Here is a 16,057-nt window from a genome sequence, read left to right as displayed (position 1 = left end):
TTATCTTCGCAGTCTATTAAAATTTATATGAAATGGGCTTACAACAAGATATAATGACAGCTTTAAAAGACGCTATGAAAGCAAAAGATCAAACAGCCTTAGTAGCATTACGTGCTGTTAAATCTGCAATTCTATTAGCTAAAACAGAAAGTGGTGCCGGAGATGAATTAACAGAAGCGCAAGAACTTAAGATACTTCAAAAACAAGTAAAGCAGCGTAAAGATAGCGCTGCTGTTTATATGGATCAAGGGAGAGAAGATTTAGCCGCTCCAGAGCTTGCAGAGGCCAAAGTTATCAGTCAGTTTTTACCAGAAGCATTATCTAAAGAAGAAATTGAAAAAGTAGTAGTTGCCGTTATTGAACAAATTGGGGCAGAGGGCATGAAAGATATGGGAAAAGTCATGGGGGTTGTTAGTAAGCAATTAGCAGGACAAGCAGATGGTAAAACTATTTCTGGAATTGTAAAGGCTAAACTGGCATAATTATAGATAAAGGCTGCGTAGTTCAACTGGATAGAATATCAGATTTCGGCTCTGAGGGTTGGGGGTTCGAATCCCTCCGCGGTCACAGGTTTTAAAAAGGCAAGCTTTCAAAGCTTGCTTTTTTATTCATAATTTTACAGGTGTTAAATACTCTTAATTTAAGATTATAATAATTTCATGTATACATTTACGTTATAAGCTAAAAATAAATTTAGTGCTAGAAAATTATTCTTTTGGAAGCAAAGTGATTTTGGCAATTCTATTTGCAATATTGCTCTTTATGATTTTACGTTATGTTATTAAGCTAGTTGAAATAGCCTATGTTATAAAGCATAAAAAGCCACTTTATACGCATTTTTATTTTTTCAAAAGAAAACTTAGTACATCTCAAAAGTCAATTTTAAAAAGAAAGTTTTCTTTTTACAATAGATTACCAAAAGCGCATAAGCTTTATTTTGAACACAGGTTAGCCTCGTTTATAAAAGATAAGGACTTTTTAGGAAGACAAGGTGTCATTGTTTCAGAAGAAATGAAAGTGTTAATATCGGCTACCGCAGTTATGTTAACTTTTGGATTTCGTGACTTTTACATTGGTTTAATTTCTAAAATTGTTATTTATCCTAAGGAGTTCTACTCTAAATCTAATAATGCATACCATAAAGGAGAGTTTAATCCTAAGTTCAAGGCCTTAGTGCTGTCATGGGAGGATTTTGAAAAAGGTTATGAAAATGGAAATGATAACTTAAATCTTGGTATTCATGAGATTACTCACGCCATTCACTTAAATAGTATGAAAGAACGTGATGTTAGCTCCACCATTTTTAGTGATTCTTTCAAAGAATTATCAGAACTACTATCAAGGCATGAACAAATAAGAGAAGCATTAATTTCTTCAGAATATTTTAGAAGGTATGCATTTACTAATCAGTTTGAATTTTTAGCGGTAGCGATTGAAAGTTTTATAGAAACGCCACAAGAATTTAAAAGTCAGTTTCCAGTAGTTTACAAAAAGGTAAAGCAGATGTTAAACTTTGATTTTGCTGACTACTAGTGCTCTATATGATATTTATCATAATTTAGAAAACAGTTCTTTAATAACTTTAGAGATAACTAAACTAAAAATATAAATGTCATGATTAGAAAAGCACCTATTTCAATGATAATGACCGAGCGAGTTATTACATTGAACAAAACAGATTCTTTAGAAAAAGCAGAATATTTATTTAAACATCATAATATTAGGCACATTCCTGTGGTTGAAGGTAAGGCAGTTGTGGGTATGCTAAGTTATACAGATTTAATGCGTTTAAGTTTTGCCGATATTACTAATGAGGACGAAGCAGATATTGATGCTTTGGTATATAGTATGTTTACTATTAACCAAATTATGAAGAAAAAAGTGATTTGTGTATCACCATCAAATTCCATTAAAGAGGTAGCTGAAATATTAGCAACTAGAGAATTTCATGCGCTTCCAGTGGTAGATAATAATAGGCTAATTGGAATAGTTACTACTACCGATTTAATAAAGTATCTTTTAAAGCAATTCTAACTTAAGTCTTTTCATGACATTTATATTTTTCTAAAATCTTAAGTTATGATACATCATGTACCAGTTTCTAACATAATGACCCAAAAAGTGGTTGCTATTACCCGTTCTGATGATTTGCAAAGAGCTGAGATGCTTTTTAAAAGGCATAAAATTAAGCATATTCCTGTAGTTTCTAAGGAGACAGTCATTGGTATGCTGAGTTATACAGATTTAATGCGGATAAGTTATGCTGAAGCTGCGGAAGACAATAGTTACTCCGTTGATTCTGTAGTTTATAATATGTTTACTATTGAACAGGTAATGGTAAAAGATGTTGTTACCGTAAATAGTAAAACATCTATAAAAGAGGTAGCAAAAATATTAGCAGATAAAGATTTTCACGCGTTACCAGTTGTAGATGGTAGTACTCTTGTTGGCATAGTAACAACCACAGATTTACTTAATTACTTTATAAAGGAGTTCTAGGAATTAGCCAGAGCTTTTAAGTCTCTTATAGTTTCAATTTGGTTGTTACTCTTAAAAATATAGCTTCCAGCAACAAAGGTGTCTGCTCCAGCGTCAACTAAGGCTTCAATATTTTTGTTAGATACACCTCCGTCTATTTCTATTCGGGTGCTTAAGCCTTGGTCGTTAATCATTTTTCTAAGTTTTTTAACTCTGTTATAAGTGATGTCTTCAAATTTTTGCCCACCAAAACCAGGGTTAATAGACATCAATAACACCATATAGCATTTAGATAAAATATCTTCTAAAACAGATACAGGTGTGGTTAAATTTAAGACTACACCAGCCTTACATCCAGTGGCTTCAATTTGGGAAAGTGTTCTATGTAAATGTATAGTAGATTCGTAATGAACCGTTATAATATCAGCTCCAATTTTAGCAAACGTTTCAATATAACGTTCAGGTTTTTCTATCATTAAATGAACGTCAAGCGGTTTTTTTGCATGTTTTTTTATTGCTTGAATAACGGGCATTCCATAGGAAATATTTGGAACAAAATGACCATCCATAACATCAATGTGAAACCAGTCTGCATCACTATTGTTTACCATTTCTACATCGCGTTGAAGATTTCCAAAATCTGCTGCTAAAATTGAAGGTGCAATTAGTTTGTTCATGCAATAAAAATGTTTTGTACAAATATAAAACTCTTTTTTGAAGTCACTCGACTTTGGGAAGGATTTAGGTTAGAACCAAAATAAACCCCCGGTAATCAGCCGGGGGTTCTTTCATCAATCAAAAAACGAACAGTTATGTGTAACTGTTGTTGCAGTAATTTAGGGGTAATTTGATAATTATCCTAAATAAGTTTTTAATATTTTACTTCTAGAAGTATGTTTTAATCTTCTAATAGCTTTTTCTTTAATTTGTCTTACACGCTCTCGAGTTAAATCAAAAGTTTCACCTATTTCTTCTAATGTCATTGGATGTTGGTTTCCTAAACCAAAGTATAACCTAATTACATCAGCTTCCCGAGGTGTTAAAGTCTCTAATGCTCTTTCAATTTCTGTACGTAAAGATTCATGCAACAACTCTTTATCAGGATTTGGAGATTCACCGCTATTTAATACATCATATAAATTAGAGTCTTCTCCTTCAACTAAAGGAGCATCCATACTTACGTGGCGACCAGAGTTTTTCATAGACTCCTTAACATCGTTAATGGTCATATCTAACTCTTTAGCAATTTCCTCTGCACTTGGTGGGCGCTCATGACTTTGCTCTAAAAAAGCAAAAGTTTTATTAATCTTGTTAATAGAACCAATCTTGTTTAAAGGTAAACGTACAATTCTAGATTGCTCTGCTAAAGCTTGTAATATAGACTGACGAATCCACCAAACAGCATAAGAGATAAATTTAAAACCGCGCGTTTCATCAAATCTTTGAGCGGCTTTAATTAGTCCTAAGTTACCTTCATTAATTAAATCTGGCAATGTAAGACCTTGGTTTTGATATTGTTTTGCTACCGATACTACAAACCGAAGGTTAGCTTTTGTTAACTTCTCTAAAGCTATTTGATCACCTGCTTTAATACGCTGTGCTAACTCTACTTCTTCATCGGCAGTAATTAAATCTACCTTGCCAATTTCTTGCAAATATTTGTCTAACGAAGCAGTTTCTCTATTAGTAACCTGCTTCGTAATTTTAAGTTGTCTCATCTAAAAATCTCCTGTAATTTAATTGTGAATAATCAAGCATTTATTGGTTATACGTAAACAAACTAGATAATGTTACAAAAAGATTTAAAATATTTGTTTCTTTTAGGTTTTAGACACTTAAAAGAACAAAAAGTCACTAATTTGTTTCTTTTATTGTAATGGATGAGTTTGCTTAAATACGAATAAGTTTTTTTTCTCCTAGATTAATATCATCTAACATTTCTTTTGAAAACTGAATATGTCCTCTAGTGGTAATTAACTTAAATCTACGGGATTTAAGGTTGCTTAGCGTATTTAGAAATAACCATTTTGATTTCAGGAGTTTTGGTTTTTCAGATTTTAAGCTAATGTCAAAATAATAGGTTCTACCTTCTTTAGTGGCCACCACATCAGGAGTTATTGAGATGTTGCTACCAGCTTTTGTAAAAGATTTTGGCGTTTCATATCCTTCCAAATCCGCTTTAATATTTTCAAAGTTATGGTTTTCAAGATACGTAATAGAGTCTTCTAAAATGTCTGTGTATTTTTCTTTATCTTCTTTAATCATAGCCAATAATATATTGTAAATAATCTAAAAAGCAAGTTTTTAACAAGATTTAACAAATAGAGTGGCTATAAGAAAGTCATTTTATGATCCATATTTATACGTTCTTGGGCTATAGAAATTTTTTGGTGTACTGTTTTGAAAAATAGTGTTCTGTCTCTTTCTCCTGCAGTAGCTAATAACTTAGAATTCGACATTTGCTTATTTAAAAAGTCATTCATCATTTCACAAGTGTCTTTATGTTCTATTTTAAAATAGCTCAACACCGTAAAAGGAGAATAGAACACCTTTTTATGAGGGGTTCTTACCATAATGGTGTTGGTTAACATGTGAAGGTCACATTTATAAAGATGAAAGAATCTTTGATTATTAGCGGGGCCTATGCTTTGCTCTATGGTTTGTTTTTCGGTTTCGCTAATTACATTATGTACATCCTCACAAATTTTAAGCGCCACATCTTTAGAAACAAGTCCTGCTTCAAAATAATAAAGGATTTGTTGTAGTGTACCTGTCACCGTATTATCATTCCATAATTCAGTTATATTAATATTTTTATAAATATTTCCTAAGGCGAAAGCGCTTTGTAAAAGCGAATCTGGAATGGTTTTCATCCACTCATCAAATGAAATTTGGCTTTTAGCCATATCTATATTCAAATCTTTTAGCCATACATACATTTTGTATCTGGTTAAAAAAGAATCGCTCAGGGTATGAAATACAGGAATGTCTTTTGCAGAATAAAAAATTTCTGCACTTTTTACCTTAGATATGGTTTGAACATTTTGTAATGATACTTTTAGCCAATGCTCTAAAGCAATCTCATTTTTAGGTTCTGGAGGTAGTTCTGCTATTATGGTATTTTGATTACCAATTTCAAAAAGCTTATTTAAAGAAATTTTGTAATGTCTAGCTAGAACTACGCTTTCTTCTAAAGAAAGGTTTGTTTTTAAGTTAATACGCCTGTATGCTGCATCATAACCAATATCTAAAATACCAGCTATTTCATCAACAAACGAGGTATTATCCTGCGCCTTTTCCTTTAAGTATTTAATAAATTGCTCTTGCATTTTTTGAGAATTACAAGTAGGAAAGTTAATAGTGCTTGTGAAAAGTACAAAAAGTTATTTAAAGATTTATGGTTATGGTCTAATGATTATCAATATTCGCAAAGTAAATTTGTATCAGAATCAGTTATATGTCAATAAATGAAAACAAACAATAACATAAAAACAACGGGAATTTTCCTTTTTTGGTCTTTGCCAAGTGTTTCTATGATAAAGGCGTATAAAGAAAAATGTAACCAATTAAATCAGGCTATTAAAAAATTGAGTTGTGTTGAAATAATAACTATTGAAAACGAAATTTTAAACCTTATAGAGATTGGAATTGAATCTGGCACCTATTTTGGCGTGAATAAGATAAATGGACAGATAAAGAAAATATTATTGAATATTAATCACATAAAACAAATTGTTTTACTTTAAAATTTATTAAAATGATTGGAGCAATTCAAAATAAAATACAAAGACAGGGCAAACTTATTCTAGAAATGATTGATAGTTATCTCTTTTATTTTATCATAAACAAGGAATATAAAGAGAAAATTAAAAATACAAATCTTAGTATTTAATAATGATCTATTGTTAGTTATTGTATAGTTTTCCTCATTATAAATTCACTACACACTTATATTACTGTGCTATAATCCTTATTATTAAGTTTTTATTATCTTAGCTTTTGTTGTGTGATGGCTTTTCTGTCAGATAACAGAGTTAATTATTTTACGTTTCTCCCCGAGATTATAGTTGTTAAGTTATTATGAGTATTGTTTCTATTGTTAATTTTTTACTAATAGCAGGGGTTGTTCAAGGTTTTGGATTTAATCTAGTAACTGTATTTATTAGAAAAAAGTTTAATAAAACAATTCTTTTCCTCAATCTAATAATTCTTTTTATTTCTTTAAATAATCTTCAACGTTGGCTCATTGAGAAAGGTCTCATTTCAGATTTGTTTGTAATTCAGCAATTATTGGTGCCATGGTATCTGCTTATTATACCTATGTTTTATGCCTTTACAACACATTTTTTAAAAGTTGAAAATAAGGTACGTGGTTTTATCAAACTGTCCCTTATTATTTTTGTTGCAGAATTGATTATACGTTTATCTCTAATTGCAATTGTTTATCACTCTGTTCCAGAAAGAAATCCTCAAATTATTAAAACTTATACGCTAATTGAAGATGTTTTTAATTTGATGTATATGATATTTTTATTTGTAAATGCTTGTGTTATAATATTTAGAAGGCATCATTTAACAGAATATATTTTATCGTTTGATGATTTAACCTGGATGAAGTGGTTCATTAGATTAGGTACAATTGTTCTTGGATTATGGGCTTTGGCATTAACTGTAAGAATATTTAGTGGTAACGATGATGCTTATATATTTCTTAGGTTTGGTACTTCAATATTACTTTATTGGTTGGGTTATCAAGGGTTTTACAGATATAGTGTAGTACAAGATAGAATATCATTAAGAAACTCTATTGAAACAGATCAAGTATTAATTGGTTCAAGTAAAATAGCTTATGATGCTAAAAAAGAAGATGATTTTCTTAATGAAAAGCATTTAAAAGATTTTGAAAAAATTAGAAGCTATATTGTTGATAATAAGTTTTATTTAGATCCGCTTTTGAGCATGGAATCCATAGCTACAGACATGAGAATGAGTAAAAGTTATTTTTCTAAACTTATTAACTCTTACAGCAATTTTAATTTTTCAGATTTTATTAATTCATTACGGGTAGAACAAGCCAAAAAGTTTTTATCTAATAATGAATTTAGTGAATATACCATTGTTGCCATAGGGCTGGAATGTGGGTTTAACTCTAAATCTACATTTTATTCGGCGTTTAAAAAGTTTACTTCAAAAACTCCCAGTGCTTTTAGGGAGCAATACTAGTCCAAGATTATCGTTGGACATCCTAATTCTTACTTCCTAGACCTTATAGGATAATTACATGATATCATGCCTGTAATTTTATGATTGTTATTAATCGTAAAAGCAAAGTGTTATGATACCAATGTTAATTATCTACATTTTAAAGCAGTCCACTTTTGGTAAGAGTATTATTAAAAAATTCAATGCTTTTAAAAGAATCTTTGGACGTGGAATATGTTTTGTTTTTATCTTTTTTGTAACAAATGCAGGCGCAAGCAATTTAAATAGATTACCTAAAACAATAACATATAGAATTGTGAAAAACAATAAATCGGTAGGGTCTATAACTATTAAAAGGGAAAAATTAGGCAACTCTATAGCATATACTTTAAGCAGTAAAATAAAAGCCAAATTCATTGTTGAGTTTGATATTGAAGCAGAGGAAAAATCAATTTATAAAGAAGGAGCTTTAGTTTATTCATCAATTTTTAGAAAGTTAAATGATAAAGTAAAATTAAATCAGTCATTGTCACTTGTTGAAGGACAATATGTTCTAAAAAGTTTGGATGCTACCGAGGCACTTAGCCTTAATGTAATTTACAGAAATTTAATTACGCTCTTTTTTAATGAACCAATCAACGTTAAAAAAATATATTCAGATAAGTTCAAAAAAATGATTTCCATTATACCTCTAGGTAATGGTAAATATAAAATAAATTTCTCCCATAATACTAGTAATGTATATCATTATGAGAACGGCAAGTGTACCATGATTGAAGCTAAGGGGCCATTTTATAAAGTGAAACTTGTGCCTGAGATTTTATGAACTGAAGGAAGTAAAAAGTAGAATAAACTAAAAACATTTTATTATGGAACTAGAATTAAATGAATTGTCTAAATATGTTATTCCAGTATTTAGTTTTTTGATAGTATTTGAATATCTATTGGCTCGTCATTATTTTGATCTAAAAGAGTCACTTTCAGGAATTGCTATTGGCATAGGCGCTTCTATAATGTCTTTGATATCAAAAACTTTCACCTTAGGGGTTTTTATTCTCTTTTTTAATGTATTTAAAGAATTAAGATTAGATTTTTTTTGTTATAATTCTTTAGGTTGGAGTTGGTATATTTGGATTTTGGCAATACTATGTGATGATTTCAATTTTTATTGGCATCATCGGTTAAGTCATAGTATAAGATTACTTTGGGCGGCACATGTGCCACATCATTCCAGCAAATCTTTTAACTTTATTATTGGTTTGCGTAATGGCTGGTTTATTAGTTTATATAAACCAATTTATTGGGTATGGATGGCAGCAATGGGTTTTGAACCATTAATGATAGCTGGTTGCTTAATCATAAATAGTATATATCAATTTTTTTTGCATACCCAAATGGTTCCTAATCTTGGAATATTTGAAAGAATATTTAACACACCAAAACTGCATATTGTACACCATTCATGTAATCTAGAATATCTTCTAGATAAAAACCATGGAGGTATATTGATTATATGGGATAAATTGTTTGGGACATATAAACCCTATGTTGCTGAAATTGAACCCCAATTAGGAATATTAAAAGACCCAAAAACCCATAACCCATTTATTTTAAATACGCACGAGTTTTATAGTATTTTAAAAGATGTAAAAAACACATCTAGTTGGTTAAATAAGTTAAAATATATTTTTTATCCACCTGGATGGAGTCCAGATAGAAAGACACTTACAACAAGACAACTTCAAAAAGAATTATTAAAACAGAAATTATGAAAAGAATAAAGTATAAAACAGCTTTAGTAACTGGTGCAGCATCCGGACTTGGGTTTGAGTTTTCGTTATTATTAGCTAAAGATGGATATAACCTTGTATTGGTAGATATAGATAATTTACAACTTAATAAAACAAAGAGGCAAATTGAAAGCAAATATCCTGTAGTAATAAAAACATTAGTCAAAGATTTGAGTAGACATAATGTCGCTGAGGAAATATTTAAAGAATTAGATACAACTGTTGATGTTTTAATTAATAATGCAGGCTTTGGTCTTTTCGGGCATTTTACAAGTACCAATTGGCAATTAGAATCAAAGATGTTAAATCTCCATGTTAATACCACTACGCAATTAACAAAACTTGCTTTAAGCCCTATGGCAAGGCATGGTTGCGGAAGGATATTAAATGTAGCTTCATTAGCTGCTTTTCAACCAGGGCCTTTAATGGCTATTTACTACGCTTCAAAGGCCTATATTTTATCATTTTCACAAGCTATAGCAAATGAATTGAAAGGTAGCGGAGTTACGGTAACAGTTTTATGTCCCGGACAGACTAAAACCGGATTTCAAAAAGAGGTTTCTGTATCATCTACACCTAATAAAATTAATATCAATATTGCAGATGCTAGAACCGTTGCCCAATATGGTTATACTGCTATGATGGAAGGAAAAACAATTGCGGTTCCTGGGTATCTTAATAAATTTATTGCTTTTGTATCAAGGTTTGTTCCAAGAGATATAGCAACATCTATTGTTAGGAAGATTCAAGAAAAAAATAGGCCTAAAACTAAATTATGACACACTATAAAGTTAGAGGTTACAAAGAGATTAAAACATGTCCTAAATAATCTACCATACTTTTTTTAGGACATTCATGTAGTAATTATAATGTAGCTTTGGGTTACAGCTAAGAAAACTATAAAAGGGGGTAGAATTTATAGGGTTCTTTTTAATAAAAGTGCTTAATGAGATTAAGGAATCTAAAGGGTTTGTTGTAAAGTGTGCTTAAATACTCCCAAGTTTTGACAAAATAGTTAAAGAGCAAAATTTATTTCAGGTCTACTTTTGGAGTAACTAATTGCTATTTGTTAGATATGAGTTTTATCAATGTAAAATTTAAAAAAACTTGATTATGAAAAAATTATTTGTTAAAAGTTTCATTGTATTGATGATTCTATGTTTAGGATGTTCTAGTAATAATGATGTGAATGAAGAAAAAAAAGATACTTTGTCAGAACAGTTCATTGGAGAATGGAAACCAGTAAAATTTGTTTTTTCATGTACTAGTGGAGATGAGGTTGTAATCAGTTCAGCTTGTGAACAAACAGGACGATTAACTGTTAGTTCTAACGGCACTTGGGTTGAAAATTCTTTCTATGAGTATAATAATGTTTGTGAAGATGATGGCGCATCAAATGATACATGGGCAATAAATGGGAATGAATTGACGGTGACGGTTATAGAAAATGGCTCAGGAAATAATATAGAGATTACTTTTTTTGAGATTTCAGGAAATACACTAAAAATAGGTCAGTACGATAATGAACTGTGTGATGATACTGATGCTTCATCACTCTATTATATGGAATATGTAAGAATATAATTTAAAAACAGTGATTATGTATAAAAAGTATTTTAGATTATTCGTTTTCGGAACTCTTTTTTTGATTACCTCTTCAGTTTATGCTCAAAAAGGGTTTAGAATAGCTATTAGTGTTGGTCCAACTTTAGGAGATTCAAGTGAATATTTCTTATATACACTTCAAGCTGATTTTCAATATTTATGGAGTGTATCAGATGATATTTATATAGGAGCAACTGCGGGTGCACTTGTATTTCTAGGTGAAGGCAATAATGCTGATGACTCAGGTGGATTATTTAGTTCAATTCCAGATGTGTTTATTCCTATTGCAATGGCATCCAGAGTAAAGCTTTCAGAGTTATTTTATATAGGATTGGATATTGGTTATGCTCTAAATGCCAATGGGTTTGGTGATAGTGATGGTAGTTTTATAGATGAGGAAACTGGAGGGTTTTTCTTTAGACCTTTATTTGCATATAAAGTAAAAGAAAAGTTAGACCTAGCACTTTCATATACATCAATTAGTGAGAACGGATATAATTCATCATCAATTAACCTTGGTGTTAATTTTAGGTTTTGAAAAAGTAGAAATCTTTAATACTTCAATTATGAAAACAATGACAATCCATTTAAGTACAGTAATACTATGCTTAACACTTTTATTGTGTTTCAAAGTAAATTCACAAGAGGAAACTAAAAAAGTAAAAATTTATAAGATATGGGTAGAGCTTACTGATAAAACCAAACAAAAGGGTTTTTTGTATGCGGTAGATGATACATCTCTAAAGATTGTTTCAAAAAAATCTTTAAAAGATTTAAACGAGATTACAACAATAAATGCTAAGGATATTTATGAGGTTTATATTAAAAGGAGAGGAAAAGTTTGGAGAAGTGCACTAACAGGAATGTTAGGCATAGCTGTAGTTGTAGAGCTTATGATGGTTTCTGGAGATGGTGGCTCATTGGTTTCAAATGAGGCCGCTGCAGTAGCAATTGGAGTTGCCTTAGGAGCACCAATTGGAGCATTACTAGGCATAAGAAGAAAGGAATTTATAATCAATGGATATGAGAGCGTTTTTAAAGCAAAATATGAAGAACTTAATAGATACGCTATGGTAAAGCAATCGGAATAAAATACAGATATAAATAATCATAAAATGAAAACTTTATTAAAATTTACCATAGTAATAGTTTTTTGTTTCGCCACATGTCTAGGATGTTCAAAAGATCCAGATATAGATTGCGGTACAATAACAGATATAACATGGTCTGCCTCTTTTGTAAATTTAAGTGGATACCATCATATAACAGTAAAGTTGCCAGATGGCTCATTAAGATATGATACGGTAGAGGCTGATAGCATTATTAGTGAAATCTATAAAGTTGGAGATGAATATTGTGAAGCTACTAGAACGAGTAGATAAATTATTAAACAGCTTAAAAACAACAAATAAAATTTAAAATGATTAAAACAATATTGATTATTATATGTCTAAGTTTATTTTCTGGGAGTGTGATATCTCAAACAAACGAAATTATAAATCCAAAAGGGCAATGGTATTTTGGAGTAGAAATGGGAATAAACAAAATTAACTCTTTTAACAATGGAGAATCTAATACTTCCTTTCAAGGCGGGATTTTAGCAGAATACTATTTTTCCAAACATTGGAGTTTATCGGTTAAGGTAAAGAAATTTAATACTGGAGTTTCTTTTTTTCAACCTAGTTCTAGTGACCCATTTTGTGTTTTTTGTAGAGATCAATACTCAGGAACCTTTGAAGGGTCAGTAGTAGCATTACCTTTTAGTGTAAAATGGGAATTTGGGGTTTATAAGAATTTAAAAGCAAATCTTAAAATTGGGTATGCATTTAATATTGAAACTAAAAGTACTTATAGCAATTACTCAAACAATATATCAATCGATTATCCAAAACAATACGGAAATGTTGTCTCTGGAGCTGGATTAAACTATTCTATAAATAAAAAAACAGCTATATACCTTGATGTTGAATCGTTTACAGGAAGTAAAAAAGGGCACGTTGTAAACCTCTTTGGAAAAAAAACATACAAAGTAGAAAATGTATTAACCAGTTTTGGTATAAAATTCAATCTTTAATATTTCGATTATGAAAACAATAAAAATCATTTTAAAGAGCATCCTATTTCTTTTTATGTTAAACGGGTTTTCCCAAAGTACAAATAAGAACACATTTTTAAGAGTCTTTAACCTTGAAGGAAAAAAATAGGAAAGGGATATATATACTCTGTTAGTGAAGATATGCTCATACTTACAAAAAGTAATAATAAAAAAGTAGAAATAAGGGCAAATGATATTTGGAAGATAAAAACAAAGCGATTAGGAGGGCATAATTTTGGTATGGGTATTTTAATAGGCACAACAGTTGGAGCAATTTCTGGAGCTACTTTATTTGAGTCCGACAGTTTTTTTTCTAGAGGAGATAATACCAAAACAGGAGTGGTCTTAGGCGCACCTGCGGGTGCGGCTATAGGTGGCTACAATATTGTTTAAAAAAACAAGAGTTTTCATTATTGAAGGCAAACAATCTAAATGGAATGAATTTAAAGAATTTATATCTGAAATTTAATTTTATGAGAGGCGTTTTTTATCAGTAGTCATTTGTTTGGTTTAAAAATAATTCGAATCCTGATTTTGTTAGATGTAGCCACTTTTTTTTTAACTTTTAATTGTTTAAAAATTTCAAGATTTGAATCATTACAGAATTACAGAAAATGAGAATTTAAAATCAATGGTTGGATCCTTTTCTAGAGCGCCATTTCAGCTTAATGCTATTTTCGAGTCGGATGCTGAATTGATAGGTTTTAACAATGATAAAATTTTGGCAATAACCTATGATGCCATTGTAGAAGAAATTGAAGAAGGGCTTTATGAAGATGCTTACCAAATAGGATGGATGGCCATAACAGTTAGTGTAAGTGATCTTGCTGCAGTTGGAGCTAAAGTGTTGGGTGTGTTGTTAGATTTAAAAGTTCCAAAACACTTTGATGCTATTCGTTTGAAAAACTTACAACAGGGAATAAATGATGCTTGTGATTTTTATGGTTGTTATGTCTTTGGTGGTGATACTAATAAAAATAACATACTTCAGGTTGGGTCTACCGCCCTTGGGTTTTGTGAAAATAAACTCATGAGAAAAGGCTTGAGTGCCTCAGATGTTTTATATGTTTCAGATAATGTAGGCTTGGGCTCTTCTTACGCTTATTCTCGTTTTATATCAAACACTAAAAGTGAATATTTACCAAAAGCTAAAATTAAAGAAGGTCAATTACTCAGCAAATTTGCCAGTTCATGTATAGATACAAGTGATGGTTTATTCCCTGCATTATGTCAATTAATGGAGGTGAACAACTTAGGGTTTAATCTTAATATTTTATTCAAGGATATGCTTCACAATTCTTGTTTAAAAATTTGTAAAGAAACAGGTTTACCTCATTGGATTTTTATGTGTGGACCACATGGTGAATATGAACTATTATTTACAATTCCTTTGAAAAATGTTCAGAAGTTTGAGGACGAGGCAAAACGAATTCATTGGAGACCCATTAGGTTAGGAGAGGTTACTAACAAACAAAAACTGCTTACTAATATTGATGGCATATCAATAAATCCTTTTGAGACAACTAATCTTTACGAAAAACAACATATTAAAAGCCCAGAACAATATATGATGGAGTTATTGAAACTAGATAAAGAAATGCGATTATGAGAAATTTGTTAAAACAAACACCAGAGGAAAAAAATGATTTGTATCATTTTGAAAAAGCGAATAGAAATAATTCACTAAAAGATAAAAGTTTCAATTTTAATGTAATGTTGAATTCGCTAGAAGCAAATAAGCAATTTACATATAGAAGAATAATTGTATCTGCAACAGGAAGAACGGTGTTAGTGTTCGATAAAGAACTAAATAAGGAACGTAAAATGCTCATGTTTGCCTCTAATAATTACCTAGGGTTTGCTAATCATCCATATATACAGGAAAAAATAGGAATTGTTTTAAAAAAATATGGCACAGGTGTTGGGGGACCTCCTTTATTGAATGGTTATACTTCTCTTATGAAAGAATTAGAAGAAAGACTTTCAACTCTGAAAAAGAAAGAAGGCACCCTCATTTTTCCATCAGGATATATGGCTAATTTAGGGCTGGTTTCGGCTATTTCAACAAAGCAAAATAATTTTGTTTTAGATAAATATAGTCATGCTTCGTTATATGATGGTATTAAACTTAACAATGCTAATCTCATTACTTTTAAACATAATAATTTAGAATCCTTACAGGATGTTTTAATTAAATTGGAATCAAAAAACTATAAAGAAACGTTTGTTTGTGTTGAAGGTGTTTACTCCATGGATGGAGATTTAGCAGAATTACCGCAAATAGTAAACAAGTGTAAAAAATATGGTGCTGCACTTATATTAGATGATGCACATGGTACTGGTATATTAGGAGAAAATGGAGGTGGAACTGCAGAGTACTTTAAACTGGAGAAAGAGATTGATATTTCTATGGGAACGTTTAGTAAAGTATTTGCTTTAACTGGAGGCTTCTTGTCAGCCAATAGAGATCTAATAGATTATATCCGTTATTATTCTAGGCCCTATGTGTTTTCGGCTGCACTTCCGCCAATTACAATAGCATCTGTTTTAGCAGGATTAGACCTTATTGAAAATGAACCATGGAGACGAAAAAAAGTTTTAGAAAATACAAGATATACAATTGAGAAACTTCAAAAATTTGAGCTAACAGCAGAGCCTAAGGCTGCAATTATTTCTGTTAGAGTGCCAGAATGGATAAATATTCGAAAGGCAAATGTTCAGCTTGATAAGATGGGCGTATTTCTAAATGCCATTGAGTTTCCTGCGGTATCTCAAAATGATCAACGATTCAGAATTAGCATTTCAGCAGAACATACGTTGCAAGATATCGATAAACTGGTGAGCTGTTTAGAAAAAGTGTGGCAAGATTCTGTAAAAACTTCATGAT

General features: G+C 30.7%; 21 protein-coding genes and 1 tRNA gene. 18 read left to right on the top strand and 4 right to left on the bottom strand.

What is annotated here, in order from left to right; genetic code table 11:
• Positions 1-32: 32 nt before the first annotated feature.
• From E1J38_RS05160 to E1J38_RS05140, 5 genes are all read left to right on the top strand, one after another.
• On the top strand, positions 33-482 hold the full coding sequence (locus E1J38_RS05160) for a GatB/YqeY domain-containing protein (protein ID WP_133356106.1): 450 nt from the start codon (positions 33-35) through the stop codon (positions 480-482).
• Between the two features lie 11 nt (positions 483-493).
• Positions 494-567, top strand: a tRNA-Arg gene (locus E1J38_RS05155).
• A 129-nt stretch (positions 568-696) separates the two neighbouring features.
• A complete protein-coding gene (locus E1J38_RS05150; RefSeq protein WP_255449789.1) occupies positions 697-1,533 on the top strand; it encodes a zinc-dependent peptidase in 837 nt (278 codons plus the stop codon).
• 81 nt (positions 1,534-1,614) lie between these two features.
• The gene (locus E1J38_RS05145; protein WP_133356105.1) at positions 1,615-2,034 is read left to right on the top strand and encodes a CBS domain-containing protein; all 420 of its coding nucleotides are present in this window, start codon (positions 1,615-1,617) and stop codon (positions 2,032-2,034) included.
• A gap of 45 nt (positions 2,035-2,079) precedes the next feature.
• A complete protein-coding gene (locus tag E1J38_RS05140) occupies positions 2,080-2,499 on the top strand; it encodes a CBS domain-containing protein (RefSeq protein ID WP_133356104.1) in 420 nt (139 codons plus the stop codon).
• On the opposite strand, the gene rpe is transcribed toward E1J38_RS05140, so the two are convergent.
• The 4 genes from rpe to E1J38_RS05120 form a co-directional block, all read right to left on the bottom strand.
• The gene (rpe, locus tag E1J38_RS05135) at positions 2,496-3,155 is read right to left on the bottom strand and encodes a ribulose-phosphate 3-epimerase (RefSeq protein WP_133356103.1); all 660 of its coding nucleotides are present in this window, start codon (positions 3,153-3,155) and stop codon (positions 2,496-2,498) included. The genes E1J38_RS05140 and rpe overlap by 4 nt on opposite strands.
• A gap of 177 nt (positions 3,156-3,332) precedes the next feature.
• Positions 3,333-4,196, bottom strand: coding sequence for a sigma-70 family RNA polymerase sigma factor (locus tag E1J38_RS05130; RefSeq protein ID WP_019387909.1), 864 nt, complete (start codon positions 4,194-4,196; stop codon positions 3,333-3,335).
• 172 nt (positions 4,197-4,368) lie between these two features.
• Positions 4,369-4,743, bottom strand: a complete 375-nt coding sequence (locus E1J38_RS05125) for a hypothetical protein (RefSeq protein ID WP_133356102.1) — start codon at positions 4,741-4,743, stop codon at positions 4,369-4,371.
• 65 nt (positions 4,744-4,808) lie between these two features.
• Positions 4,809-5,807 carry a hypothetical protein gene (locus E1J38_RS05120; RefSeq protein ID WP_133356101.1) on the bottom strand — a complete coding sequence of 333 codons (999 nt, stop codon included), beginning with the start codon at positions 5,805-5,807 and terminating at the stop codon, positions 4,809-4,811.
• A 138-nt stretch (positions 5,808-5,945) separates the two neighbouring features.
• Between E1J38_RS05120 and E1J38_RS05115 the strand changes: the two genes are divergently transcribed.
• The 13 genes from E1J38_RS05115 to E1J38_RS05055 all read left to right on the top strand — a co-directional run bounded on the left by E1J38_RS05115 (position 5,946) and on the right by E1J38_RS05055 (position 16,056).
• Positions 5,946-6,224 carry a hypothetical protein gene (locus E1J38_RS05115; RefSeq protein WP_133356100.1) on the top strand — a complete coding sequence of 93 codons (279 nt, stop codon included), beginning with the start codon at positions 5,946-5,948 and terminating at the stop codon, positions 6,222-6,224.
• 334 nt (positions 6,225-6,558) lie between these two features.
• Entirely contained in the window at positions 6,559-7,701 is a 1,143-nt protein-coding gene (locus E1J38_RS05110; RefSeq protein ID WP_133356099.1) for a helix-turn-helix domain-containing protein, read from the top strand.
• Between the two features lie 295 nt (positions 7,702-7,996).
• Positions 7,997-8,506 (top strand): DUF6134 family protein, encoded by a 510-nt coding sequence (locus E1J38_RS05105; protein WP_133356098.1) that lies wholly within the window; start codon positions 7,997-7,999, stop codon positions 8,504-8,506.
• Positions 8,507-8,549: 43 nt separating this feature from the next.
• Positions 8,550-9,452 carry a sterol desaturase family protein gene (locus tag E1J38_RS05100; RefSeq protein WP_133356097.1) on the top strand — a complete coding sequence of 301 codons (903 nt, stop codon included), beginning with the start codon at positions 8,550-8,552 and terminating at the stop codon, positions 9,450-9,452.
• Positions 9,449-10,249 (top strand): SDR family NAD(P)-dependent oxidoreductase, encoded by an 801-nt coding sequence (locus E1J38_RS05095; protein WP_133356096.1) that lies wholly within the window; start codon positions 9,449-9,451, stop codon positions 10,247-10,249. The genes E1J38_RS05100 and E1J38_RS05095 overlap by 4 nt, the downstream gene beginning before the upstream one ends.
• A gap of 334 nt (positions 10,250-10,583) precedes the next feature.
• Positions 10,584-11,054 carry a lipocalin-like domain-containing protein gene (locus tag E1J38_RS05090; protein WP_133356095.1) on the top strand — a complete coding sequence of 157 codons (471 nt, stop codon included), beginning with the start codon at positions 10,584-10,586 and terminating at the stop codon, positions 11,052-11,054.
• Positions 11,055-11,070: 16 nt separating this feature from the next.
• Entirely contained in the window at positions 11,071-11,613 is a 543-nt protein-coding gene (locus E1J38_RS05085; RefSeq protein ID WP_133356094.1) for a hypothetical protein, read from the top strand.
• Positions 11,614-11,641: 28 nt separating this feature from the next.
• Positions 11,642-12,166, top strand: coding sequence for a hypothetical protein (locus tag E1J38_RS05080; RefSeq protein WP_133356093.1), 525 nt, complete (start codon positions 11,642-11,644; stop codon positions 12,164-12,166).
• Positions 12,167-12,190: 24 nt separating this feature from the next.
• Entirely contained in the window at positions 12,191-12,457 is a 267-nt protein-coding gene (locus tag E1J38_RS05075; protein WP_133356092.1) for a hypothetical protein, read from the top strand.
• A 38-nt stretch (positions 12,458-12,495) separates the two neighbouring features.
• Positions 12,496-13,149, top strand: coding sequence for an outer membrane beta-barrel protein (locus E1J38_RS05070; protein ID WP_133356091.1), 654 nt, complete (start codon positions 12,496-12,498; stop codon positions 13,147-13,149).
• Between the two features lie 162 nt (positions 13,150-13,311).
• Positions 13,312-13,563: a hypothetical protein gene (locus E1J38_RS05065; protein ID WP_133356090.1), complete on the top strand. Its 252-nt coding sequence runs from the start codon at positions 13,312-13,314 to the stop codon at positions 13,561-13,563.
• Positions 13,564-13,759: 196 nt separating this feature from the next.
• A complete protein-coding gene (locus tag E1J38_RS05060; RefSeq protein WP_133356089.1) occupies positions 13,760-14,779 on the top strand; it encodes a thiamine-phosphate kinase in 1,020 nt (339 codons plus the stop codon).
• Positions 14,776-16,056 (top strand): aminotransferase class I/II-fold pyridoxal phosphate-dependent enzyme, encoded by a 1,281-nt coding sequence (locus E1J38_RS05055; protein WP_133356088.1) that lies wholly within the window; start codon positions 14,776-14,778, stop codon positions 16,054-16,056. The genes E1J38_RS05060 and E1J38_RS05055 overlap by 4 nt, the downstream gene beginning before the upstream one ends.
• Position 16,057 lies beyond the last annotated feature (1 nt).

This window comes from Seonamhaeicola sediminis (assembly GCF_004358095.2).
In the GTDB taxonomy this organism is placed as follows: domain Bacteria; phylum Bacteroidota; class Bacteroidia; order Flavobacteriales; family Flavobacteriaceae; genus Seonamhaeicola; species Seonamhaeicola sediminis.
This window is presented reverse-complemented; position numbering and strand designations above follow the sequence as displayed.